The organism is Pseudomonas sp. PGPR N4 (assembly GCF_059693665.1).
On record NZ_JCAUKV010000001.1, the window covers coordinates 1,036,713 to 1,059,893 of the forward strand.

General features: G+C 62.4%; 25 protein-coding genes. 10 read left to right on the forward strand and 15 right to left on the reverse strand.

All coding sequences use genetic code 11. The features are described 5' to 3' along the window. Positions 1-32: 32 nt before the first annotated feature. The 6 genes from AC58X1_RS04560 to AC58X1_RS04585 are packed head-to-tail and all read right to left on the reverse strand — an operon-like array spanning position 33 to position 5,465. A complete protein-coding gene (locus tag AC58X1_RS04560) occupies positions 33-1,985 on the reverse strand; it encodes a PAS domain-containing hybrid sensor histidine kinase/response regulator (RefSeq protein WP_497428432.1) in 1,953 nt (650 codons plus the stop codon). Then, positions 1,975-2,847, reverse strand: a complete 873-nt coding sequence (locus tag AC58X1_RS04565; RefSeq protein WP_150572414.1) for a sensor histidine kinase — start codon at positions 2,845-2,847, stop codon at positions 1,975-1,977. The genes AC58X1_RS04560 and AC58X1_RS04565 overlap by 11 nt, the downstream gene beginning before the upstream one ends. Continuing rightward, positions 2,840-3,856: an ATP-binding protein gene (locus AC58X1_RS04570; protein WP_409035074.1), complete on the reverse strand. Its 1,017-nt coding sequence runs from the start codon at positions 3,854-3,856 to the stop codon at positions 2,840-2,842. The genes AC58X1_RS04565 and AC58X1_RS04570 overlap by 8 nt, the downstream gene beginning before the upstream one ends. Then, the gene (locus tag AC58X1_RS04575; protein WP_188036106.1) at positions 3,847-4,251 is read right to left on the reverse strand and encodes an anti-sigma regulatory factor; all 405 of its coding nucleotides are present in this window, start codon (positions 4,249-4,251) and stop codon (positions 3,847-3,849) included. The genes AC58X1_RS04570 and AC58X1_RS04575 overlap by 10 nt, the downstream gene beginning before the upstream one ends. Next, positions 4,248-4,610 carry an STAS domain-containing protein gene (locus AC58X1_RS04580; protein WP_101319914.1) on the reverse strand — a complete coding sequence of 121 codons (363 nt, stop codon included), beginning with the start codon at positions 4,608-4,610 and terminating at the stop codon, positions 4,248-4,250. Before AC58X1_RS04580 ends, AC58X1_RS04575 begins: the two co-directional genes overlap by 4 nt. A gap of 3 nt (positions 4,611-4,613) precedes the next feature. After that, positions 4,614-5,465, reverse strand: coding sequence for an STAS domain-containing protein (locus AC58X1_RS04585; protein WP_101319916.1), 852 nt, complete (start codon positions 5,463-5,465; stop codon positions 4,614-4,616). Positions 5,466-5,726: 261 nt separating this feature from the next. Here AC58X1_RS04585 and yghU point away from each other — a divergent pair, with 261 nt between their 5' ends. Then, positions 5,727-6,566, forward strand: coding sequence for a glutathione-dependent disulfide-bond oxidoreductase (gene yghU / locus AC58X1_RS04590; protein WP_497428433.1), 840 nt, complete (start codon positions 5,727-5,729; stop codon positions 6,564-6,566). 34 nt (positions 6,567-6,600) lie between these two features. Here the strand turns inward: yghU and AC58X1_RS04595 are convergent, their stop codons facing one another. Further along, positions 6,601-7,599 carry a bile acid:sodium symporter family protein gene (locus tag AC58X1_RS04595; RefSeq protein WP_101319920.1) on the reverse strand — a complete coding sequence of 333 codons (999 nt, stop codon included), beginning with the start codon at positions 7,597-7,599 and terminating at the stop codon, positions 6,601-6,603. Positions 7,600-7,722: 123 nt separating this feature from the next. Between AC58X1_RS04595 and ampC the strand changes: the two genes are divergently transcribed. Further along, on the forward strand, positions 7,723-8,862 hold the full coding sequence (gene ampC, locus AC58X1_RS04600; RefSeq protein ID WP_497428434.1) for a class C beta-lactamase: 1,140 nt from the start codon (positions 7,723-7,725) through the stop codon (positions 8,860-8,862). Between the two features lie 296 nt (positions 8,863-9,158). Then, positions 9,159-9,488, forward strand: a complete 330-nt coding sequence (locus AC58X1_RS04605; RefSeq protein ID WP_101319924.1) for a hypothetical protein — start codon at positions 9,159-9,161, stop codon at positions 9,486-9,488. A 47-nt stretch (positions 9,489-9,535) separates the two neighbouring features. Here AC58X1_RS04605 and AC58X1_RS04610 read toward each other — a convergent pair whose 3' ends face one another. From AC58X1_RS04610 to AC58X1_RS04625, 4 genes are all read right to left on the reverse strand, one after another. Continuing rightward, on the reverse strand, positions 9,536-9,829 hold the full coding sequence (locus tag AC58X1_RS04610; RefSeq protein WP_101319926.1) for a hypothetical protein: 294 nt from the start codon (positions 9,827-9,829) through the stop codon (positions 9,536-9,538). 182 nt (positions 9,830-10,011) lie between these two features. After that, entirely contained in the window at positions 10,012-10,200 is a 189-nt protein-coding gene (locus AC58X1_RS04615; RefSeq protein ID WP_101319928.1) for a hypothetical protein, read from the reverse strand. Between the two features lie 138 nt (positions 10,201-10,338). Next, complete coding sequence (locus AC58X1_RS04620; protein WP_150572418.1) at positions 10,339-10,659, reverse strand: YbjQ family protein; 321 nt, start codon at positions 10,657-10,659, stop codon at positions 10,339-10,341. A gap of 53 nt (positions 10,660-10,712) precedes the next feature. Further along, the gene (locus AC58X1_RS04625) at positions 10,713-11,597 is read right to left on the reverse strand and encodes an EamA family transporter (protein WP_101319933.1); all 885 of its coding nucleotides are present in this window, start codon (positions 11,595-11,597) and stop codon (positions 10,713-10,715) included. Positions 11,598-11,790: 193 nt separating this feature from the next. Between AC58X1_RS04625 and AC58X1_RS04630 the strand changes: the two genes are divergently transcribed. Together AC58X1_RS04630 and AC58X1_RS04635 are read left to right on the forward strand one after the other, a co-directional pair. Next, a complete protein-coding gene (locus AC58X1_RS04630; RefSeq protein ID WP_312386604.1) occupies positions 11,791-13,098 on the forward strand; it encodes a substrate-binding domain-containing protein in 1,308 nt (435 codons plus the stop codon). A gap of 164 nt (positions 13,099-13,262) precedes the next feature. Then, entirely contained in the window at positions 13,263-14,354 is a 1,092-nt protein-coding gene (locus AC58X1_RS04635) for a TerC family protein (protein ID WP_497428435.1), read from the forward strand. On the opposite strand, the gene AC58X1_RS04640 is transcribed toward AC58X1_RS04635, so the two are convergent. Together AC58X1_RS04640 and AC58X1_RS04645 are read right to left on the reverse strand one after the other, a co-directional pair. Continuing rightward, the gene (locus AC58X1_RS04640) at positions 14,351-14,827 is read right to left on the reverse strand and encodes a GNAT family N-acetyltransferase (protein WP_150572420.1); all 477 of its coding nucleotides are present in this window, start codon (positions 14,825-14,827) and stop codon (positions 14,351-14,353) included. The genes AC58X1_RS04635 and AC58X1_RS04640 overlap by 4 nt on opposite strands. A gap of 211 nt (positions 14,828-15,038) precedes the next feature. Then, positions 15,039-16,268, reverse strand: a complete 1,230-nt coding sequence (locus AC58X1_RS04645) for an acyl-CoA dehydrogenase (RefSeq protein ID WP_101319938.1) — start codon at positions 16,266-16,268, stop codon at positions 15,039-15,041. Positions 16,269-16,407: 139 nt separating this feature from the next. Between AC58X1_RS04645 and AC58X1_RS04650 the strand changes: the two genes are divergently transcribed. Beyond that, positions 16,408-17,334, forward strand: coding sequence for a LysR family transcriptional regulator (locus tag AC58X1_RS04650; protein WP_497428436.1), 927 nt, complete (start codon positions 16,408-16,410; stop codon positions 17,332-17,334). A gap of 132 nt (positions 17,335-17,466) precedes the next feature. Beyond that, complete coding sequence (locus AC58X1_RS04655) at positions 17,467-18,621, forward strand: cysteine desulfurase family protein (protein ID WP_497428437.1); 1,155 nt, start codon at positions 17,467-17,469, stop codon at positions 18,619-18,621. 15 nt (positions 18,622-18,636) lie between these two features. Here AC58X1_RS04655 and AC58X1_RS04660 read toward each other — a convergent pair whose 3' ends face one another. Then, entirely contained in the window at positions 18,637-19,836 is a 1,200-nt protein-coding gene (locus tag AC58X1_RS04660) for an MFS transporter (protein ID WP_101319945.1), read from the reverse strand. A 113-nt stretch (positions 19,837-19,949) separates the two neighbouring features. Between AC58X1_RS04660 and AC58X1_RS04665 the strand changes: the two genes are divergently transcribed. Further along, positions 19,950-20,885: a LysR family transcriptional regulator gene (locus tag AC58X1_RS04665; protein WP_188036113.1), complete on the forward strand. Its 936-nt coding sequence runs from the start codon at positions 19,950-19,952 to the stop codon at positions 20,883-20,885. Here AC58X1_RS04665 and nfsB read toward each other — a convergent pair. Further along, a complete protein-coding gene (gene nfsB / locus AC58X1_RS04670) occupies positions 20,872-21,522 on the reverse strand; it encodes an oxygen-insensitive NAD(P)H nitroreductase (RefSeq protein WP_101319950.1) in 651 nt (216 codons plus the stop codon). The genes AC58X1_RS04665 and nfsB overlap by 14 nt on opposite strands. 191 nt (positions 21,523-21,713) lie before the next feature. Between nfsB and AC58X1_RS04675 the strand changes: the two genes are divergently transcribed. Beyond that, complete coding sequence (locus tag AC58X1_RS04675) at positions 21,714-22,544, forward strand: AraC family transcriptional regulator (RefSeq protein ID WP_101319953.1); 831 nt, start codon at positions 21,714-21,716, stop codon at positions 22,542-22,544. Between the two features lie 50 nt (positions 22,545-22,594). Further along, complete coding sequence (locus AC58X1_RS04680; RefSeq protein WP_150569074.1) at positions 22,595-23,179, forward strand: LysE family translocator; 585 nt, start codon at positions 22,595-22,597, stop codon at positions 23,177-23,179. Positions 23,180-23,181 lie beyond the last annotated feature (2 nt).

A 23,181-nucleotide genomic window follows, 5' to 3' on the forward strand; every position in this document is an offset into this window, starting at 1 on the left:
CTGCAACCCGGCTCGCCAGGCTGCAGCCAGGGTCAGTCTGGGCTGACCCGCCCGAGGGAACGACGGACCTTGTCCAGCAGCTCGCCAATCTGGAACGGCTTGATCAGCATATCCATGCCCGAGCCGAGAAACGCCTGCCGATCCAGCGCGGTTTCGGCGTAGCCGGTCATGAACAGCACCGGTAAGCCTGGCCGATAAACCCGGGCCATATCAGCCAGCTCGCGACCGCTGATGCCTGGCAGACCGACATCGGTGAGCAGCAGTTCGATACTGCTGTCGTTGCGCAGATGGTCCAGCGCCTGCTCGATGGTTTCCGCCAGCGTGTAGCGGTAACCGGCGTCGGCCATCACCTCAGCCACCGACAGGCGCACCGAAGCCATGTCTTCGACGATCAGCACATGCTCACCTGCGCCTCTTTGATCGACGTGGGCCACCAGCGCCTCGCTGACCGCTTCGCGATTGCTGGCAGGCAGCAGCAGGGTCACTTCTGTGCCCTGTCCCTGCACGCTGCGCAACGCGACATGCCCGCCAGACTGACGAGCGAAGCCATAGATGGTCGACAGACCAAGGCCGGTGCCCTGCCCCAAAGGTTTGGTGGTGAAGAATGGGTCGAAGACCTTCTCCAGCAGGTCCGGGGCGATACCACTGCCGTCATCGCGCACCGTCACGGCGATGTAAGCGCCATCCTGAAGATTGGGGTCGGCGCGGGCCACGACTGCTGAAGTAGTGACCCAGATATGCCCGCCTTTGATCAACGCATCGCGGGCGTTGATCACCAGGTTGAGCACGGCGCTTTCCAGTTGCACCGGGTCGACCAGCGCGGTCGCCGGGCACTCGCTCAGTTGCAACTGCAGATCGATGCGTTCACCGATGGTGCGGGTCAGCAGCTCTTGCAGCGAACGTATGCGCTCGTTGACGTCGACCGGGTGGGTATCCAGCGGCTGCTGCCGAGCGAAGGCCAGCAGACGATGAGTCAGCGAGGCCGCGCTCATCGCCGAGCTCAGTGCGGCATCGGCATAATGGGGGACTTTCTCGAGGCGGTTCTCGCCGACGCGTTTACGGATCAACTCCAGGCTGGTGATGATCCCGGTGAGCAGGTTGTTGAAGTCGTGGGCGATACCGCCAGTCAGGCTGCCCAAGGCGTCCATTTTCTGCAACTGCAGCAGCTGCGCCTCGGTGCGCGCGCGCTGGGCCATCTCGCGGGCCAGCTGAATGTTGGCATCGTCGAGCTTGGCCAGGTGCGAGCGCTCGCGATGGCGATGCTCGGTAACGTCTTCGACAAATACCAGGCACAGGCCCGGCGTGCGGTACGGCGACAACTGCCAGTCGGTGTCGCGCAACTGGCCTTTCACCGTCATGCCCAAGGTACCGCGCCAGCGCTCGCCGTCTGCCAGGTGCTGACGCAAGGCAGCCAGGGCCAGTTCCTGGCCCGGGGTGAAGCATTCCAGCAGCACTTCAGGCTGCTGATTATCCTGAATCAGCTGAGCGAATGCATGGTTGCACTCATGCACTTTGAACTGGGCATCCAGCACCGCAATCGGCGCCGACACGTTGCTGAAGATCTCGCGAAAACGCGCCTCGCTGTCACGCAGTGCACGCTCGGTGTCACGCACCCGCAGCAAGGTGCGCAGAGTCGCCTGCAGCACATCCGGGTCGACCGGGTGCACCAGGTAGGCATCGGCTCCGGCCTCAAGACCGGTAATGATGTCGCCGGTCAGGATCGACGCAGCCGAGACATGGATCACCGGCAGCAGCGCTGTCTCGGGATCGGCGCGCAACAGGCGTACGACATCGAAACCGCTCATGTCCGGCAGGTTCACATCCAGGATCAGCGCATCAATCTGTTCATTGCGGATCACCTCCAGGCCGTCGCCGCCAGTGCCTGCCTCAAGTACCTGATAGCCGTGCAGGGCCAGCCGCCGACGCAGCGCGTAGCGCGTGGTGGCGTTGTCGTCGACGATCAGCAGGCGGATCTCAGAGCTCATCGGCGCTCTCCTGGGCGATGGCAAGCGGGATGATTACAAAGAACGTCGAGCCGACCCCGGGTTCACTTTCTACGCCCACTTCTCCGCCCAACAGCGCAGCGAAGCGTTTACACAAGGACAGGCCCAAGCCAGTCCCGCGCAGGCGTTTCTGCAAAGGCGAGTCGACCTGGGCGAAATCTTCGAACAGGGCGCCGAGCAGTTCCGGGGCAATACCGATACCCGAATCACTGACGGCAAAGCGGACGCGGTCAGTACCGTGCAGACGGGCCGACACGCGGATCTCGCCACGCAAGGTGAATTTCAGGGCGTTGGCAATGAAGTTGCGCAGGATCTGCGCCAGCTTCTTGTCATCGGTATACAGCTGCGGCAAGCCTTGCGGCTCCTCGAAGATCAGGTCGACCGCGCCCATGTCGACGATCGGCCGGAACATCCCGCGCAAGGCGGCGAACAGGTCGAGCATATCGAACCAGGCTGGCGAGATATTGATCCGCCCGGCCTCGATCTTGGCCAGGTCGAGCAAGTCGTCGACCATGTCGCTGAGCTCGCGGGTTGCCGAGCTGATAAATCCGACCTGCAACTGCTGTTCTTTGCTCAGCGGCCCGTCGATTTCGTCAGCGAGCAGGCTGGTGATGCTCAGGATCGAGCCCAGCGGCGTGCGGAATTCGTGGCTCATGTAGGCCAGGAAGCGGCTCTTGAGGTCGGATGCCTGGCGCAATTGCTCAGCCTGCACGTCCAACTCGGCATATAGTGCGAGCACGCCCTGATTGGTCTCTTCAAGCTCATCGCGCAACGCTTCGTTGTCGGCTTGCAAGCGGCTGATGAGGGCGGCCTGCTCGGCCGAACCGGGAATCTGTTCAGGCATAAGCAGCCTCCAGGTCAATGACCAATACGGTGACATCATCACGACCGCGGCAAAAATCCCGGTGCAGAACCCCAGCGATGATCGCCGGGTGGCGCGGGGCCAGGCCCGGATAGGCTTGCAGGTTCCAACGCGATTGCAGCCCGTCGCTGTACATGATCAACAGATTTCCCTGTACCTGAGCGTAGTTAAACACCTGACCCTTGCGGTATTGACCGCCGACGATGCCGGGATACGAGGTCAGCCCGCGCGGACGTTCGCCGCCTACCAGCGTCGCACCGATGTTGCCGATACCGATAAAGGCCAGGTTGTCCGCTGCAGCGTCATACTGGGCAATCGCCGCCGCGCCGCCGCGGGTGCCGCCCATGGCGTTGTGCATTTCGGCGAGCAACTGTTCGGGCTCGCTGAATGGGGTTCGAGCAAATTCCGTAGCGCCCGCCATGGCGGCAGAGGCAGCCTCGCTGCCATGACCGAGGCCATCGACCACCAGGGCACTCAGGCGCTGCTGATCGCGGGCGACATACCAGGTGTCGCCACAGGCTGGATCGTTATGCAATGAATGCTGACTGACGCCGATGCGTACGTCGGCGCCTTTGACATCGCGACGATGCAAACGCGCCAGCACTGCCGCGCCGCGCTCGTCCGCATACACGTCGAACACCTGCGCCTGGCGGCTGACCGCGCCAAGGCCGATGCCTTGGGTACCGGCTGTGGAATACCTGTCCGTCAGGCAGGCATGCACGTCAAAGCCAGGGCCTCGGTCGATGGCCAAGATCTCGAGTGCATGTGCCGCGCCATGCGGCAAAACCCGCAGGTGCAGTTCGCCGCGTTCGGCATGCTTGAGCACATTGCTGGCAAGCTCAGTGGCAACCAGCGCCGCACGGCCTGCGTCGGCCTGATCAAAACCGTGGTCTTCGGCAAGCTTTTGCACGGTACGCCGGGCATGACCCACCTGGCTGCTGTCATCGAGCGTCAACACCTGGGTCAGGCTGGCGGCAAAAGTCATGTCCATCGAGTTATGGTCACCCGAGTGCCTTGCCCTGGGGCAGTATCCAACTCGAACTCGTCGACCAATCGGCGCGCCCCCGTCAGGCCCAGGCCCATGCCGTTGCCAGAGGTCCAGCCATCGGTCAGGGCCAGCTTGGTATCGGGGATACCCGGACCTTCGTCACGAAACACCAGACGCAGACCCACCCGGCCAAGGCCGTCGATGATCTCCCAGTCCATGTCGCCGCCACCGCCATACACCACGGTGTTACGCGCCAGCTCGCTGACGGCGGTGACCATCTTGGTCAGGTCGACCAGGCGCATGCCGCATTCGCTGGCCAGCTTGCGCGCCAGTTGACGCGCAAGCACCACATCCTGCTCGATGCGTACCGGATGACTGCCGCTATCGCGGACGTTCATGACTGGCCTACCCGCTGGCGCAGCAGGTGCATGCCGCGATCAACGTTCAGTGCCGTACTGACACCGGGCAAAGTCAGCCCCAGTTCAACCAGGGTGATGGCCACCGCAGGCTGCATGCCCACCAGCACCGTCTCGGCATCAAGAATGCGCGACAGGCCGGAAATGGTGGCGATCATGCGGCCGATGAACGAATCGACCATGTCCAGCGCCGAGATATCGATCAGCACACCGCGGGCGTTGGTCTGGTCGATGCGGCTGGTCAGGTCATCCTGCAGGCGCAGCGCCAGTTCGTCATGCATGTCTACCTGGATGGTCACCAGCAAAAACTGGCCCATCTGCAGGATCGGGATACGCTCCATCGTTTATGCCCGCTCGCCGATGTCGGTGCCCAGGCGCTTGAGCGCGAGTTTCAGTGCATCGGCCAGGTTCGACTTGGTGGTCAGGGTGCCCAGGTCCAGGCCCAGGTGCACGATGGTCTGGGCGATCTGCGGGCGCACGCCACTGATGATGCAATCAGCGCCCATCAGGCGGATTGCGGTGACGGTCTTGAGCAGGTGCTGAGCAACCAGGGTGTCCACGGTCGGCACGCCGGTGATGTCGATGATGGCGATTTCCGAACCGGTATCGACAATGCGCTGCAGCAGCGACTCCATGACGGTCTGGCTGCGGTGCGAGTCGAGTGTGCCGATCAATGGCAGCGCGAGCACGCCTTCCCATAGTTTGACCACTGGAGTGGACAGCTCGAGCAGCTCTTCCTGCTGGCGCTTGATCACTCCTTCACGGGTCTTTTGATAGGTGCGGATGGTGTGCAGGCCAAACGCATCGAACAGCTCGGAAATTTGCCACAGCTGTTCGGCAAGCTCGGCTGGCTGATCGCGGTACTGGGTTTGCAGCAGCGCAAACAGCGGGCCTTTCAGCGAAAAGATGAACGAGGCAGTCTGATGCGACTCCTGGCCGAGCTGGGCACGGCTGGCGGAGAGTTTGTCGAGGAAGCGGCGGGTTTCTTCCCAGCCCGCAGCCGCTGGATTGTCACTGCCCTCATGGCGCAAGCCATCTACGATCAGTTGCAGAAACTCACGGGTTTGCTGACGCAGGTCCTGCTCTTTGACGTTACGCGAAGCGCCGCTGGCTTCAAGCGCTGTCTGCCAATCATTGAGCAACTTTGGCTGATTGCCGACGATCGCTTCCAGGGTGCTGCCTTGCAGTGCTGCCATATGCGGTTAACTCCGAAAACTTGCTGAGATGCCATCGATCATTCACATCGCATTGAATGACATCCGCGGATATGAATAGTTGAGAAAAACTGCAATAAATCGCTCGCATGCCCGCTGCGCTGCAGCTAACTCTAGGCCATGTTTGCCATTCATGGGCCAGCACGCCATGCCGACAAGGCACTTGCCCTGAACGACACCGCCGTGGCATAGATCTATAGGTGAGCTTTTTAACAGAAACCGCGCATTCTAGGAGAGTTCTTTGTGAGCGACTCACAGTACGTACCGCCCAAGGTCTGGCGCAACGAGCCCGCCAAGGCCGGCAAGTTCTCCAGCACCAACCGTCCGGTGGCAGGCGCCACCCACGAGCAGGCCTTGCCACAGGGCAAACAGCCGCTGCAGTTGTACTCGCTGGCGACGCCCAACGGCGTCAAGGTGACCATTCTCCTTGAAGAATTATTGGCACTCGGCCATAGCGGCGCCGAGTACGACGCCTGGCTGATCCGTATTGGCGAGGGCGAGCAATTTTCCAGCGGTTTTGTGGCGGTCAACCCCAACTCGAAGATCCCGGCACTGCTTGACTGCAGCCAACAGCCACCGGTGCGGGTGTTTGAATCGGGCTCGATCCTGCTGTATCTGGCAGAGAAGTTCGGTGCGCTGCTGCCGAGCGCCCCAGCCGCACGAACCGAGACACTCAACTGGCTGTTCTGGCAGATGGGCGCAGCACCCTACTTGGGCGGCGGCTTCGGCCACTTCTATGTGTATGCGCCGGAGAAGATCGAGTACGCCATCAACCGCTTCACCATGGAAGCCAAGCGCCAGCTGGATGTCCTTGAGTGGCGCCTGGCCGAAAGCCCTTATCTGGGCGGTGACGAGTACAGTATCGCCGACATCGCCGTATGGCCCTGGTACGGCCAGTTGGTGCGCGGCAACCTGTATGACGCGGCGCAGTTCCTCGCCGTCGAGGAGTACCCCAACGTGCAACGCTGGGCCGAAGCAATTGCCCAGCGCCCGGCAGTACAACGCGGCACGCGGGTCAACCGCACCTGGGGCGATGAGGCCACGCAGGTTGCAGAGCGTCACTCTGCGCAAGACCTGGATTAACCAGTAACCCGTGCCGGGGCTGCGCCCCGGCCAGTTACGTTGAGGACGAAGCTGCTTCGCCCTCGACCTCTTCCTTGCGGCTGGCATAACGCTGGGCCAGCACTGCACAGACCATCAATTGAATTTGATGGAACAGCATCAACGGCAGGATCATCGCGCCGATCCCGCTACCGACGAACAGCACCTGCGCCATGGGCACACCGGTAGCCAGGCTTTTCTTCGAGCCAGCAAACAAAATGGTGATACGGTCTTCGACACTGAAGCCGAGCGCTCGGCCGAGCACCCGCACGCCCAACAGCACTACCGCCAGCAGTATCCCGCACACGGCGAACAGGCCGGCCAGATGTTGCGGCGACACGGTGTGCCAGAGCCCGGTGACAACCGCTTCACTGAACGCGGTGTAGACCACCAGCAGAATCGAGCCCTGATCGACGATCTTCAGCCAGCGCGCGTTGCGCTTGACCCAGTCGCCGATCCAGCGCCGGGCGATCTGGCCGGCCACGAATGGCACCAACAACTGCAGGGTGATTTTCAGCACCGCGTCCAGGCCCGAGCCAGTATTGCCGTCGGCACCCAACAGCAGCATCACCAGCAGCGGGGTGAGGAAGATCCCCAACAAGCTCGAAGCCGCTGCGCTGCAGATCGCTGCCGGGACGTTGCCGCGCGCCAGCGAGGTAAAGGCGATTGCCGATTGCACCGTGGCCGGCAAGGCACACAAATAGAGCACGCCCAGGTACAGCTCGTTGCCTACCAACGGCACGAACAGCGGCTTGAACGCCAGCCCCAGCAGCGGAAACAGGACGAAGGTGCAGGAGAACACCAGCAGGTGCAGACGCCAGTGGCCAGCACCCTTGATGATTGCCTCGCGCGACAGCTTGGCCCCATGCAGGAAGAACAGCAGGCCAATAGCCAGGTTGGTCAACCAGCCGAACACCACTGCACCCTGGCCCGAGCACGGCAGCAGCGTAGCGATCAGCACCACGCCGAGCAGGGCCAGGGTGAAGTTGTCGAACAGCATGCGGAGGTACTTCATTACTCATTCCTTGTTGTCATCGTGCAGCGCACGACGATAAGGTCTGCGGCTTATCTGCGCTAACGCTGGAACGCCCGCCAATGTCGCGCAACGGACACCGCATACACTGAAGACAGGAATCCCATGCTCACTTCCCGCACACTTCTCACCCTGCTTGGCCTCACCTGCTCGCTGGCCAGTACGCACAGCCTTGCTGATGATCTGCAATCTCGGGTCGATGCCGTGGTCAAACCGTTGATGGAAAAACACGCGATCCCAGGCATGGCAGTTGCTGTGTTCGCCGATGGCCGAGAACATATCTTTACCTATGGCGAAGCTAACAAGGTCGACCACCAGCCGGTAAGCCGCGAGACCCTGTTTGAAGTCGGGTCGTTGAGCAAGACTTACACAGCGACACTGGTGGCGCTGGCCAGTGCCGAGGGTAAAGTCGATCTGGCCGCGCCAGCCAGCCGCTATCAACCTGCGCTGAGCAACACGGCCTTGGGCCAGGCCACCCTGCTGGAGCTGGGCGCGTATAGCGCCGACTGCCTGCCATTACAGTTCCCGGATGACGTCGAGAGCGACGCCCAGGCGCTGGTGTTCCTCCAGCAATGGCAACGCAAGGCTGCGCCAGGCACGCAGCGCTGCTATTCCAACCCCAGCCTCGGCTTGTTTGGCGACCTGGCAGCGCGCGCGCAGAAGCTGCCCTTCGCGAAGTTGATGGAAGAGTCGCTGCTGCCAAAGCTTGGCCTCAACCACACCTACCTGCAGGTGCCTGCCAGCGCACAAAGCCAGTACGCCCAGGGTTATGACGCGCAGCAGCGGCCAGTACGGGTCACGCCCGGCGCCTTCGCTGATGAGGCCTACGGCATCAAGACGACGATCGTCGACGCGCTGCGCTATGTGCGCGTGCAGGTACAGCCCGAGCAATTGACTGCACCAATCAAGCAAGCCATCGCCCTCACCCACCAAGGTTACTTTCAGGTGGGCCGCATGACTCAGGGCCTTGGTTGGGAGCGCTACCCTCATCCCGTGACTCTGCCCACACTACTCGCGGGCAACGGTGCCGGTATGGTCCGCGAGCCGCAGGCTGTAACCCGCTTGAGCCCGGCCAGCCCCGCCGACGCTAGCGCTTGGTACAACAAGACAGGGTCAACCAGTGGCTTCGGTGCCTACGTTGCATTTATCCCCAGCAAAGGCCTGGGTATCGCCCTGCTTGCCAACCGCAATTACCCCAATGAAGCCCGTGTCGAAGCGGCCTACCAGATCCTTTCCGGGCAGTGACTGATGGATTGTCGGACATTATGTAGTGAGGAAAAATATTCACTACAAAACTGTTGACGCCGTTGATCGGCGTTGGGCATGATTAAGCCGTCTCCCTGATCGGGAGCGGTGGCAAGGGTATTCCAGACGGCTTGCGCGGTAACGCAAGTCGTTCGTGGAGAGGGAACTGTCCAAAAGGCAGCATGTGAAAAGCCCCTGTTGCAATGCTGCGGTAGCAGCCTTGGTAGCGCGCTACATCTGTAGAGCGCCAAGTGTGAAATCACTAAACGACGGGTAATAGGGGCTTTATGATGAACATGAATTTGAACGACAAACCGACTGTTGACCAATTGGCCGAGCTGTTCGCTGCACGCAAGGACAGCCTTGACGATCACCTGCTGTGGATCAGCCAGACTGGCGAGGTTCGCCTTGATCGTCTGCCGCCGAACAGCCTTGAAGACGAATTTGCAGCGCACCTGCCCAGCACATGCGCCAGCTTCAGGGTCTACCGGCGCGGCCAGGGCTTTGTTGGCAAAAAGGCTGCAGCCGACACCGAGTTCGTTGGCCGCGTGCTGGAAACGCTGCAACAGGAATGGCCTGCCGCCCGTGAGCGGCAAGCAGCCAAGGTGATCGAGCCACTGAACTGAGCGGCCTCACTGTGGTGTTGAGCCCGGCCTGCAAAGGCCGGGCTTTTTCATGCGCGTAGCCGCTGCGGCTGCGGCGCAGCGTCAAGGCTCATGGCCCGCGCCCGATTGACACCCCACACCATTGCCCGCGTGGTCGTTTCGCCGGGCCGTGTCGGATAGTACTCTTCCAGCAATGCTGTGCCGTTGTCGCTGTACATGCCGATGAACATCTGCGTGGCGCCAAGCCGTGACAGGCGGACCTGCACGTCAATGGTAATACCGTCGCTGAGTTGTTCTTCATGGCTGCGGCTGGGCAGCGGTGACTGGGCCCAATGCCGGTAGGCTTCTTCCCTGATGCGCATTGCAGTCAATCCTCCTTTTGTGAAAGTGCAGCGCAAGCAGACCACAGCATTGTTACATCTGCGAGTGCAACTCACTGTTAACTTGCGCAGAATCAACAAAGCTCATCATAAGCGTGCCGTTGGGCGTAAATCCTGTAGACCTTCCTGGCTTGGGACCGCTGCACGGTGCCAATGACACTGTTTTACTTGCGCGCCGGAATCCGCGGGGTGAAACGCCCTTTCTTGCAGCGCTGCAACGCCACCGGCTGCATCTGCTCGGAGTCATCCAGGGTCATATGGGCAAAACCCAGGCGAAACGCCGCTTGCCCGCAGCGCACCTGATTGTTGATCGGAAACACGTCATTAAGGTCTTCGACAAAAGCTTCGCTCATCGCCCAACTCCCTGCACAGTTAACCGCGCCGGCAAGCCCCTCGCTTGCCCGATAAAGCCCGGCTGTTGAACTGAGACTAGCCGGTCATTCTCGGACTGCTCGGGCGAAAAGCCCATAACTGACCAGTGGCACTTGGCCTTATCTGAGCCTGACTGCAGTGCCCGTGGCGAACACCACCACCATGCCACCCTGCACCGAGGGCATGCTGATTTCGAAGTCCACGCCGACCACTGCATCGGCATTCATCTGCCGCGCGCGGGCGATCAACTCAGCGGTAGCCTGCTCGCGGGCTAGCTTCAATGCACTTTCAAGGGTCTGCGAACGCCCCCCGAAGAAATCCCGAAAGCGCGCAAAGAAATCGCGGACGAAGTTGATCCCCTGCACCGATTCGGCGCTGACCAAGCCCAGGTATTCACCAATCGGACGGCCATCGAGTTGGCTGGTGGTAGAGATGATCATGCACATACTCCTGCTGCTGCCCGGCCTGCATGGCCGGGGCAAAAGAAGCGATCTTAGCAAAGCGCCGCGCGCAGGCGCTGGCTCAGCCGACTGCCAAACACATTGATCAACAAGCCGACCATTACCAGCAGCGCGCCCCAGCCCTGAATAGCGCTGAGCCGCTCACCCAGCAACCAGGCCGATGAGCTCAGGCCAATTACCGGCACTAACAATGAAAACGGCGCAACCTTGCCGGCTGGATGGCGCGACAGCAGCGTGCTCCACAGGGTGTAGCCAAGCATGGTTGCCGCATACGCCAGAAACAGCAGCGCGCCCACTGAACTCCAGCTGATATGGGTCAACGCCTGACTGATTCGCTCGGGGCCCTCAAGCATCCACGACAAGGCCAGAAACGGCAGCGGCGGAATCAACCCGCCCCACACCACCAGCGCCACCAGATTCACCGAGCCAAAGCGCCGCGTGATGATGTTGCCCATGCCCCACATCGCACCGCCACATAGCGTCAGCAACAGCGCAATCAGCGGCACATGGCTGCTGTGCTCACTGCCGATCAATACAAGCCCGCCTGCCGCTACCAGCAAGCCAAGGACACTGGCCGGGCGCAAGCGCTCGCCGAGAAACAGCGCGGCAAAGCCCAGGGTGAAGAACGCCTGCGACTGCAGGATCAGCGACGCCAGCCCAGGCGGCATGCCGCTGTGCATGGCCTGGAACAAGAAGGCAAACTGGCCCAGGGAGATCGTCGCGCCATAGGCGATCAACCAGCGCCACGGCAGGTTCGGTCGCTTCACCAGCAGTACCGCCGGGAACGCCACCAGCAAGAAGCGCAAGGCGCCCAACAGCATCGGCGGCAAGCCATCGAGGCCTACCTTGATCACCACGAAATTGACTCCCCAGATGATGATCACCACCAGAGCGATCAACAGGTCCTTGAGCGGCATCATCAGGTCCTTATCCAAACTGTTATAGACATATTTCGTAACAGCATAAGGGTTTTTCGCCGCTCGTGACCCGCACAGTTGCAGGCCAGGGTTGCGCTACAGTCTGGCGCAGCACGGCTGAGCCAGCACCGTCATCTGCCAGTCATGCAACTGTCGTAATCTGCGGCGCATCACTGTGCCTCAGGTCTCCGGCATGCCGCGTCTGCTCTCACTCCTGCTGTTGTCGCTGCCACTGCTCTGCCTGGCTGAGCCGGTGCAACTGCGCATTCAGGGCTCCAACACGATCGGCACTGCGCTTGGGCCTGCGCTGGTTCAGGGGATGCTGCGAAGCAAGGGCGCGACGGCGATCGAGCATTCCGCAGGGGCTGTGCCCAACGAGATCGCCATTACGGCGCAGGGTCGCGATGGCGAACTCCTCAGCGTGCTGATCGCAGCTCACGGCAGCAGTACCGGGTTCGCTGCACTGGGCAGTGGCGCGGCAGACCTGGTTGCGTCCTCGCGACCGATCAGTGACGTCGAGGTAGATCAGTTGCAGGCGTTCGGCGACTTGCGCAGCGGCCGTTCCGAGCAGGTCATCGGCCTCGACGGTGTCGCCGTGATCGTCCATCCAGACAATCCACTGACCAGCCTCACCACAGCGCAGCTGGCCCAGGTGTTTGCCGGCCAGGTAACCCGCTGGGAGCAACTGGGCGTAGCGGGCGGTGCTATCCGACTGTATGCGCGTGATGACCGCTCCGGCACCTTCGAGACCTTCAAGGCATTGGTCCTCGACCCTGTACGTAGCGCACTGAGTGGCGGGGCCCGGCGCTTCGAGTCCAGCGACGCGCTGGTCGAGCAAGTCCAGAGCGACCGCCAAGCGATTGGCTTCAGCAGCCTTGCGGCCGTGCATGATGCCAAGGTCCTGGCCATTGCTGCCGGCGATGCGCCGGCCCTGCCGCCCAGCCGCGCGCTGGTTGCCAGTGAAGATTATCCGCTGTCGCGGCGCTTGTACTTCTACCTGCCGGCCAGTCCGCAGCCGCTGGCCCAGGCGCTGGCTGATTTTGCCCAAAGCCCGGCCGGCCAGGTCATCGTTGCTGAACAAGGCTTCGTCAATCAGCAAGTCAAAGCTTTGCCGATCCCTACCCAGACAGACATGCCGGCGCGCTACCGCAGCCTTGCTCTGGAAGGGCGTCGGCTGACGGTGAACTTTCGCTTCCAGGAAGGCAGTGCGAGCCTGGACAGCAAAGCGCTGCGCGACGTACACCGCGTCGCAGACTTCCTGCAGCAGGCCGGCCACGAGCAAACCAGGACGCTATTGGTCGGCTTCGGCGATCCCAAGGAAACACCGGGCAGGGCCGCCTTGCTCTCGCGCCTGCGGGCCATGGCAGTGCGCCGCGAACTGGCCCATGAAGGCGTGCAGAACATCGACGTGCTGGGTATGGGCGCCGAGCTGCCGGTAGCGGGCAACGAGCAAGAGCAAGGCCGCCACCGCAATCGCCGGGTCGAGGTGTGGGTGTATTGAGGAATGCAGATGGCCACGCAAAGAAATGTAACAGGCTGCCACTCGGCAGCTCCGGCATCTGGGTCTAGGCTCTAACCCATGTGATACCGGGCCCCTCTGACGGCTGCCACGCCGCCATGTCGGATCACTGTTGCCATGCAACGTCGACAATCAAGGAGGGGCTCATGACAGCTCTACAGACCTACCTCACTACTCCCGTACTCGGTACCAGCGCCTGGCTGTGGCTGGTTTTCGTCGTCATCGTGGTTGGGCTGCTGGTGCTTGACCTTGGCGTCCTGCACCGCAAAGAACGCGAAATCGAAATGCGTGAAAGCCTGCTGCTGTATTCAGGCTATTTCAGCGTGGGCGTACTGTTCGGCGCCTGGGTCTGGTTCGAGTTGGGGGCGCAGTCGGCGCTGGAGTTCTACACCGGCTTCCTGGTCGAGCAATCGCTGTCGATGGACAACGTGTTCGTCATGGCGATGATCTTCAGCTACTTCGCCATCCCACGCCGCTACCAGCACCGCGTGTTGTTCTGGGGCATCCTCGGGGTAGTGGTGCTGCGCGCGATCATGATCGGCGTTGGCGCTGCGCTGGTGCAGAACTTTGCCTGGGTGCTCTACCTGTTCGGCGCGTTCCTGCTGTTTACCGGGGTGAAAATGGCTTTGTCCAAGGAGGATAGCCAACCGGACCTGGCCAACAACCCGGTGCTGAGGTTTGTACGCCGGCATATGCGCGTCACTGACGACGTGCACGGGGCAAAATTCTTTGTCCGGCTGACGCCGCCCGGTGAAAGCAAAGCGCTGCGTTACGCCACACCGCTGTTTCTGGCGCTGGTGTTGATCGAATTGGCCGACCTGGTGTTTGCCGTCGACAGCGTGCCGGCGATCTTTGCCATTACTCAAGACCCGTTCATTGTCTACACCTCGAACATCTTCGCCATCCTTGGCTTGCGCTCGCTGTACTTCGCGCTGTCCGCCCTGATGCATCGGTTCGTCTATCTGAAGTACGCGCTGGCACTGGTGTTGATCTTCATCGGCTGCAAGATTTTCTATCACGGCCTGATCGGCAAAGTGCCGGCGCTGCTCTCGCTGGGGGTGACCTTTGCACTCTTGCTGGGCGGGGTCGTGCTGTCGTTGCTCAAGACTCGCAATGGCTCGACAGTGGGTGGTCCGGCTTACCATGGACCAGGCCCGGTCGCCCATGATCAACCCGCACCTAACACATCTCAGGATAGAGAGATCACTGATGACCCTGGCTCGCTCAGGAACCGCTAGCCTAGAGCATGCAGCGCCTTGCGCATCGGCACGCAGGCCAGCTGCAGCCCGGAGGGTGAGTGGTAGATGCCTTGGTCATCACCAGCGAAGCCACAGGACCGGTAAAACGCAGCTGCATTCAGCGTCGCGTCCAGCGTGATCTGGGTCAGCCCCGCCGCCTGCGCCAGCCCCTCCAGATGGGCCATCAGCAGGCGGCCGATGCCACGCCCCATGTAATCCGGGTGCACAAAGATCGCACCGATTTCAGTGCTGGCCACGTCGAGCATGCCAGTGGCAACCACCATGCCCTGATCGCAGACCAGGTAAAAGTGCGCCGCAACCAGATCGCTGAATGCTTCGCTGAGCGAACCCTGGGTCCACCTCAGCATTGCTTCTTCGCTGTAGGCGCCAATGCACTGCGCACGGATGGCCAGGCGGCGGATATCGAAAGCGGTCTGCGCGTCCTGGCGCGTGGCACGGCGAATCTCGAACATACTCTGTCTCCAAGTGGTGGCGCGGACAGAGCAACAAAAGGCCCCGTCCATTGCTGGCGGGGCCTCAGGGTTCAAACGGGGTGCAGGGCAGCCGTTACCTCATGGCCCGCCAGAGGCGGTCATGCAGGGGCACATCATTCGGCTAGCGGCTGAGTAGCTCATAGCGCCTGACTATAGATCGAATGCCAGGGCGCTGCCTAGGGCACAGTCATCAGCGGCCCATGCGCAGTAACTCCGCCGGCACATACTTGCCGATTTCATATTTGCCGATGGCGGCCCGATGCACCTCGTCCGGCCCGTCCGCCAGGCGCAGGGTGCGCTGCATGGCGTACATATAGGCCAGCGGGAAATCAGCGCTGACCCCTGCCCCGCCATGGATCTGGATTGCCCGGTCGATCACTTTTAGCGCGACATTGGGCGCGACCACCTTGATCTGCGCGATCTCGCTGCGGGCGACCTTGTTGCCAACGGTGTCCATCATGTAGGCCGCCTTCAGCGTCAGCAGGCGGGCCATGTCGATCTCCATACGCGAGTCGGCGATCTTGTCGATGTTGCCGCCAAGCCGCGCCAGGGGCCGGCCAAAAGCCGTGCGCTCGACCGAGCGCCGGCACATCAATTCCAGCGCGCGCTCGGCCATGCCCACCGAACGCATGCAGTGGTGAATCCGCCCCGGCCCCAGCCGCCCCTGGGCAATCTCGAAGCCGCGGCCTTCGCCCAGCAGGACGTTTTCATAGGGCACGCGCACATTGTCGAACAGCACTTCGGCGTGGCCATGGGGGGCGTCGTCGTAGCCGAACACCGGCAATGGCCGGACGATCTTCAGCCCGGGCGTGTCGGTGGGTACCAGAATCATCGAGTGCTGTTCATGGCGCTGGCCATCCGGGTTGGACAGGCCCATGAAGATCATGACCTTGCAGCGCGGGTCGCAGGCGCCGGAGGTCCACCACTTGCGCCCATTGATCAGCCACTGATCACCATCACGCACGGCCGTGGCCGCCATGTTGGTGGCGTCTGATGAGGCAACATCCGGCTCAGTCATGGCGAACGCCGAGCGAATCTCGCCGCGCAGCAGCGGCTCCAGCCACTGACGTTTCTGCGCCTCGCTGGCGTAGCGCACCAGCACTTCCATATTGCCGGTATCGGGCGCCGAGCAGTTGAACGGCTCCGGCCCCAGCAGCGAGCGGCCCATTATTTCCGCCAAAGGTGCGTATTCAAGGTTGCTCAGGCCGGCGCCGTATTCCGAGTCGGGCAGAAACAGGTTCCACAGGCCTTCGGCGCGAGCCTTGGCCTTGAGCTCTTCCATCACCGCCGTCGGCTGCCAGCGGTCACCCTCGGCAACCTGGCGGTCGAATACTGCTTCGGCAGGATAAACATGCTGGTCCATGAACGCAGTGACGCGCTCTCGCAGGGCCTGAACCTTGGGCGAATAGGCGAAATCCATCGGGCTTACCTTCACAGGATGAAGAACATGGGCCTGAGCCTAGAACAAGCGCGCCAATCCACCTAGCCTATTTTCAGCGTGTATAAACATTCATAACCGATATATGATCCAGCGATAACATCACGTCGAGCGGCGCCCAATGAATCTCAGCAAGGTTGACCTCAATCTGTTCATCGTCTTCGATGCGATCTACACCGAAGCTAACCTGACCCGCGCCGGGCAGATCGTCGGCATTACCCAGCCGGCGGTGTCCAACGCATTGTCGCGGCTGCGCGAGACCTTTAACGATCCGCTGTTCGTGCGCACCGCCCAAGGGATGGTGCCGACGCCGATGGCGCAGAACATCATCGGCCCGGTACGCAACGCGCTGGCGCTGCTGCGGGTTTCGGTGCAGGAAAGCCGCATATTCAATCCGCAGCAGGCCAATAAGACCTTCCGCATCAGCATGACCGACCTGACCGAAGCGGTAGTGCTGCCGCCGCTGTTCCAGCGTCTGCGCCGGCTGGCACCGGCGGTGATGATCGAAAGCTTCCTGTGCAAACGCCGCGAAACCACCAAGGAGCTGGCCGCTGGCCGCCTCGATTTCGCCGTCGATGCGCCGCTCAACACCGACCCACAGGTGCGCCACGTCAAACTGATGCAGGACCGCTTCGTCTGCGCAATGCGTCAGGGCCACCCACTGGCCGAGGCCAAGCTGACGCTGGAGCAGTACCTGGGCATGAGCCACATCCATATCTCCAGCCGGCGTAACGGCCTGGGTTATGTCGACCTGGCGCTGGGCAAGATGGGCCTGCAACGCAAGGTTGCGCTGCGCTCGCAACACTACCTGATGGCCTCGCAGGTGCTGCAGCAGACTGACATGGTAATGACCGTGCCAGAGCGTTTCGCCCGCCGTCATCAACTACGCCACTTGCCACTGCCGGTTGACATACCGCCGTTGGAAACTCACCTGTACTGGCATGAAAGCACCGATCAGGACCCAGCCAATCGCTGGATGCGCGAACAGATCATCGAGCTGTGTGAGCGGGTTGTGGTGGAAGAGGAAAAAATGTTTGATCCTGTTTGAGAGGCTTTAGGAGAATTTTCTCCTACCAGACCGGGATTAGCGGGAAAACAAGGGAAAAAGTTTTTGGCTGTAGACCGATAGCATGTCGCTAACGTTCGCCACCATCAGGCGACATGCCCGGATCAGTCCATCATGCCCAGCGCCCCACTGTACTTTGACTACGCCGCCACAACCCCCGTCGATGAGCGGGTTATCGAAACCATGCTCGCCTGCCTCGGCCATCACGCCAACTTCGGCAACCCTGCCTCCAGCGGTCACGCCTATGGTCAGGCGGCACGTGCCGTGGTCGAGCAGGCCCGCCGGCAGGTCGCCGAGCGGGTTGGCGCGCAGCCAGAGGAGCTGGTCTGGACCTCAGGCGCCACCGAGTCCAACAACCTCGCCCTGAAAGGAATCGCCGATGGCGTCGACAAGCCTGGGCACCTGCTTACCAGCGCGCTGGAACACAAGGCAGTGCTCGACACGGTGGCCGAGCTTGAGCGTCAAGGCTGGGCAGTGACCCGCCTGATGCCCGATCAGGCCGGGTTGATTCAGCCTGATGCGGTTCGCCAGGCGCTGCGCGACGACACGCGGCTGGTGTCGCTGATGGCGGTCAACAACGAACTGGGCACCGTCACCGACTATGCCGCGATTGGCGAGATCGTTCGTGCCCATGGCGCGATACTGCACGTAGACGCTGCCCAGGCAGTCGGCAAGGTCGCGCTCGATCTGCGCGAGCAGGCCGTCGATCTGATGTCCTTCTCAGCGCACAAGGTCTACGGCCCCAAGGGCATCGGTGCACTGTATGTCGGCCCGCGAGCGCGCCCACTGATGCATGCCCAGATGCATGGTGGCGGCCATGAAGGCGGCCTGCGCTCGGGCACCCTCGCGACCCACCAGATCGCCGGCATGGGCAGCGCCTTCGCCTTGGCAGGCGAACCTGCCGAGGCCGAGCAACAGCGCATCCATCAACTCAGCGAACGCCTGCTCAACGGCCTGCTGGCGCTGCCGGGTGTCGCACTCAATGGCTGCCCGCGGCAACGCATCGCCAACACCCTGAACCTGCGCATCGCCACCCCAGGCTTCAACAGCGCAGCGCTGGCCAGCGAGTTGGCGTTGTCGGCGACTTCAGCCTGTAACTCCGCCAGCAATGCTGCGTCACATGTGCTGCTGGCGCTGGGCCTTACCGATCAACAAGCTCGCAGCAGTGTGCGCATCAGCCTAGGCCGTTACACCACAGAGACTGATGTGGATGCTGCAATCAAGGTGTTTACCCGCGTGCTGGCGACCGCTGCGCCGACCTTCTGGTAACCACACGCGACATGTTCAGGCGCGCGGCCTCGCGCCTGCCATCAACAGTAGCGTGGCCAATACGGCCAAGCCAGCCACCGCGCTGGCAACGTAGCCCAGCGCCGCAGTGCCGTACCATTGAATCACCAGCCCGCCCAGCGCAGCGCCGACCGCGATGCCACCGTTTGCAGCAGACACATTCAATGTGCCGGCCAGGGCCTGAGCCTTGGCGCCGGCTTGCATGACGCGCACCTGACACACCGGGAACAACGCCGTGTAGGCAACGCCCCACAGCGCCAGGGCGATCAGCAGCAGCGCTGGATTGCCGACCACGGGAGCAACCGCGCCCATGCCAGTCGCGAGAATGACAAGCAACAGTACCGTCGCCCCGAGCGGGCTACGGTCAACGATGCGCCCGGCCAGGCTGTTGCCAAGCATGCCGACCACACCAAAGCCCATCAGCCACCAACCGACCTGAGCCGCAGGCACGCCCGCCACCTGTTCGAGGATTTCTGCCAGGTAGGTGTAGGCGGTGAACATCGCGGTAAACACCAGCACCGACAACAGCACATGGGCAATAAAGCGCCGGTCACGCAAGATCACTGTCTGCCGTTCGCCTTGCGCCCGCTGCGGCGCGGGCGGCAACTTCGGCAACCAGGCCCACATCAGCAGCGCGACCAGCAGGCACAACCCGGCCAGCAGCCAGAAGCTGCCACGCCAGCCGACCAGCCCGGCGGCGACCGTGCCCAGCGGAATGCCGAAGACAAACGCCGCAGTGATGCCCAGGTACACCTTGGCCACTGCCCAGCCCTCACGGCCGGGCCCTGCCAACTGCCCTGCACTCTCGCTGGCGGTACCCCAATACACCGGCAACGCCAGTGCGCCGACGACCCGTGCCAGCGCCAGCACCCAGACGTTTGGCGCCACTGCGGCGAGTGCGTTGGAGGCGGCAAACACCAGCACGATGGCAATGAACAGGGTCTTGCGCGGATAGGCTGACAACCAGGCGGTGAGAAACGGCCCGAACAGCATGACAGTCACCGCAAACAGGGTCACCAACTGGCCCGCTGCTGCAATCGACAGGCCCAAGTCGCGGGCCAGCCCCGGCAGCAAGCCAAGGATGATGAATTCAGTGGTCAGCAGGGCAAAGCCGCCGACCGCGAACAACAGAATGGACAGCCCGGTGCGCTGCCCGGAGTCGGCGACTGCGGGAGCAGTCAGGGAAGAATTTTGCATCGTCTATCGCTCGGAAACTTTCAGCCGCGAAGCTTAATATGGAATTACACGCCTATTACGGGTAGATTTTCCGTAATTTGCTGAATCATTTTCACCAATCAAGGCCCTCCTCCATGCCTGTCGCCGAGCATCTCAAGGACATCGACTTTTTCGTCAATGTCGCCAACGCAGGTAGCTTCATTGCCGCCGCCGAGCGCATGAATCTGACCAGTTCAGCCGTCAGCAAGGGTGTGGCGCGCCTGGAGAAACGCTTGCAGGTCAGGCTGTTCGAGCGCACTACCCGGCGCCTGCTGCTCAGCGACAGCGGCGCTGCATACTTGCGAACCTGCAGCCGAGTGCTGGCCGAGATCGCCGAAGCCGAGATGGCCCTGCATGATGAACTGAACGAGCCATGCGGGCCGCTGCGGGTCGATCTGCCCGCAAGCTTCGGCCGTCTGCATGCGCTGCCCGCCGTGCTCGACTTCGCCCGGCGCCATCCGCGCCTGCAGCCGCACATCACTTTGTCCGATCGCTTTGTCGACATGCTCGAGGACGCCATCGACGTCATCGTTCGCATTGGCGGGCCGCAGGTGTGGCCGGCTGGTGTCGAGCATCGCTATCTGGGCAGCCAGCGCACGGTGTTCTGCGCCGCCCCCAGCTACCTCGCCGAGCACGGTACGCCGCATGATGAGCGCGACTTGCAGGCACTTGGTTGCGTGCTGTACGCCTGCGCCGATGGCAGCACGCCGCCCCTGCATTTCGCCAGTGGCCGGCAAGGCGCGACGCAACTGAAAAGCATCAGCGGCCGCCTGGCCATCGGTGACGCCGAAGGCCAGGCGATAGCGATCATGGCCGGCCACGGCATCGCCCAGTTACCGACCTGGCTGGTTCAGCGCCAATTGGATGAGGGCAGCCTGGTCGAAGTGCTGCCAGAGTTCGCCAGCGAGGGCCTGCCGATTCACCTGGCCTGGCGCCGTAATCGGCGCCATTTGCCCAAGGTCAGCGCATTGGTCGAAGCGCTCAGCGCACAGCTGATAACGGTGCTGGACCCGCAGGTCAAAGGAAGGTGAATACACTCGATGCCGGCAAGCGCGACTTGCCCAGCCCAGCGTTGAAGTCGTCGGCACTGCGGTAGCCCAGACTGAGCAGCACCACACTGGTGAAGCCGCGCTCGCGCAGGCCAAGCTCGGCGTCCAATAGTTTGCTGTCGAAACCTTCGATCGGCGTGGCATCCAGTTCCAGCGCAGCAGCGCCCAACAGCGCAGTGCCGAGGGCAAGGTAGGTTTGTTTTTCCATCCAGTGCTGCAGGTCTTTCTGATCGAAGCGGTGCAGGTCGACATAGCTGCGCCGGGTCAGGTCCTGGCCAGCCTTGGCCTGCTCGGTGTGAAAACGGCCGTCACGGGCTTCCTGCTCCAGCAGGGCCTGCAGATGCGCTTCAGGCATTTCGGTGCGCGCGGCAAATACCAGCACATGCGAGGCATCGCGAATCTTTGCGGTGTTGTAGGCAAACGCTTCGGTGCTCTTGGCTATCCGCGCCTTGCCTTCAGCGCTGTCGGCAACGATGAAGTGCCAAGGCTGGGTATTGACCGAAGACGGGCTGTGCCGTAATTGCTCGAGCAAGGTATCGATGGTCGCTTGCGGGATTCTGCGGCTGGCGTCGTAGGCTTTGGTCGTGTAACGGCGCTTGGCCAGGGTAACGGTGTCCATCGAAAAGCTCCTGAGGTGTGCGGATTCGACGCGCATCTTAGCGCTGTTGCAGCCAATAGAAACCGCTGAAAATACAGCAACACTTTCATGCCAATGACGAAAATGCTGCGCAACCTGCTGCACATCCGTTCTAAACCTGACCAGCCCTTGTGGGTTAAGGTAGTGGGCCCACTCACCAGCAGCTGCCGCCCATGACCAACTGGATTGATCTGAGCCAGGACGCCGATACCGGCATCGAGTCGGTGCGCGCGCATTTCACCGGGCACGCCTACGACCCGCACTGGCATGACAGCTACCTGGTCGGCGCCACCGAGCAAGGCGTGCAGCAGTTCAACTGCCGCCGCGCCCGCCATGTGAGTACGCCCGGCCAGGTATTTCTGCTCGAACCTGGCGAGATCCACGATGGCCTGGCGCCGACTGCCGACGGCTTCACCTACTTCACCTTGTACCTGGAGCCAGACTGGCTGCAGGCCGAGCTGCCGAGCTTGTTCGAACAAGCGCCGGCCAATAGCCTGCCCAGTTTTGCCGACACCCAATGCAACGATGTGCGCTTGAGCGGGGCGATCATGCGCGCCTTCGACGCCGTGCACAGTCAGGACCTGCGCATCGTGCGCCAGACGGCCATGGACGACATGCTCGCCTGCCTGACCCAGCACCTGCACTGGCGCAAGCGGCTCAATCCCGACCCACGCCTGCCGTTGACTGCGCAGCGCGCGCGGGACTACCTGCACGCGCATATCGATCAGGATATCGGCCTGGTCGAGCTGGCCCAGGCCTGCGGTGTCGATCGTTTTCGTCTGAGTCGCGCGTTCAAGGCGGCCTTCGGCCTGGCCCCGCACGCCTACCTGATTCAGCTGCGCCTGGCTCGGGCGCGGCGCCTGCTGGCCTTGGGCGAGAGCCCCGCTGCAGTGGCCACGGCGCTTGGCTTTGCCGACCAGAGCCACCTCGGCCGCTGGTTCCGACGGGCGTATCGCCTGACCCCAGCAGCCTACCAGCGGCGCTGCTCAAAGCTTCCAGACTGAGCCGGCGACGGCAGCGACCATGGTGCTCCATCCCTCTGGAGTTACCGTTGATGCTGCAGTCCCTGTTGCCCTTTACCTTGTTTGCGCTGGTCACCAGCATCAGCCCCGGGCCGACCAACGTGCTGATCCTCGCCCATAGCGCCCGCGCCGGGCTGCGTGCCAGCGTGGCGCCGATTGTGGCGGCCTCCACGGCTGCGGCGGCGATCGTCTGGGCGGTTGGCCTGGGCCTGGGCGAAGTGCTGCTGCGCTATCCGCTGGCGCAGCAAGTGATGAGCTGGCTCGGCGTGATCTGGCTGACGTGGCTGGGCTGGCAGTTGCTGCGCAGTGCCGGCGAGCCGATCCAGAGTGCCGAACAACAGCCCTTCGGCGCGCTCAGTGCCGCGTCGCTGCAACTGATCAACCCCAAGGTCTGGTTGCTGGCCGTGGCGGTAATCGGCGTGTATGCAGCGCCGGGCCAGCCGGTCTGGCAGCTGGCGCTGGTGCTGCTGCTGGTGGCCCTGCCGAGCATGACCAGTTGGGCCCTGCTCGGTGCTGGTAGCGCCCGCTGGTTGCAGTCGCCGCAGCGCCTGCGCCGGTTCAATCAGCTGCTGGCGTGCTTGCTGATTGCCTCGGCGTGGTCGGCGCTGCTGCTGTAGCG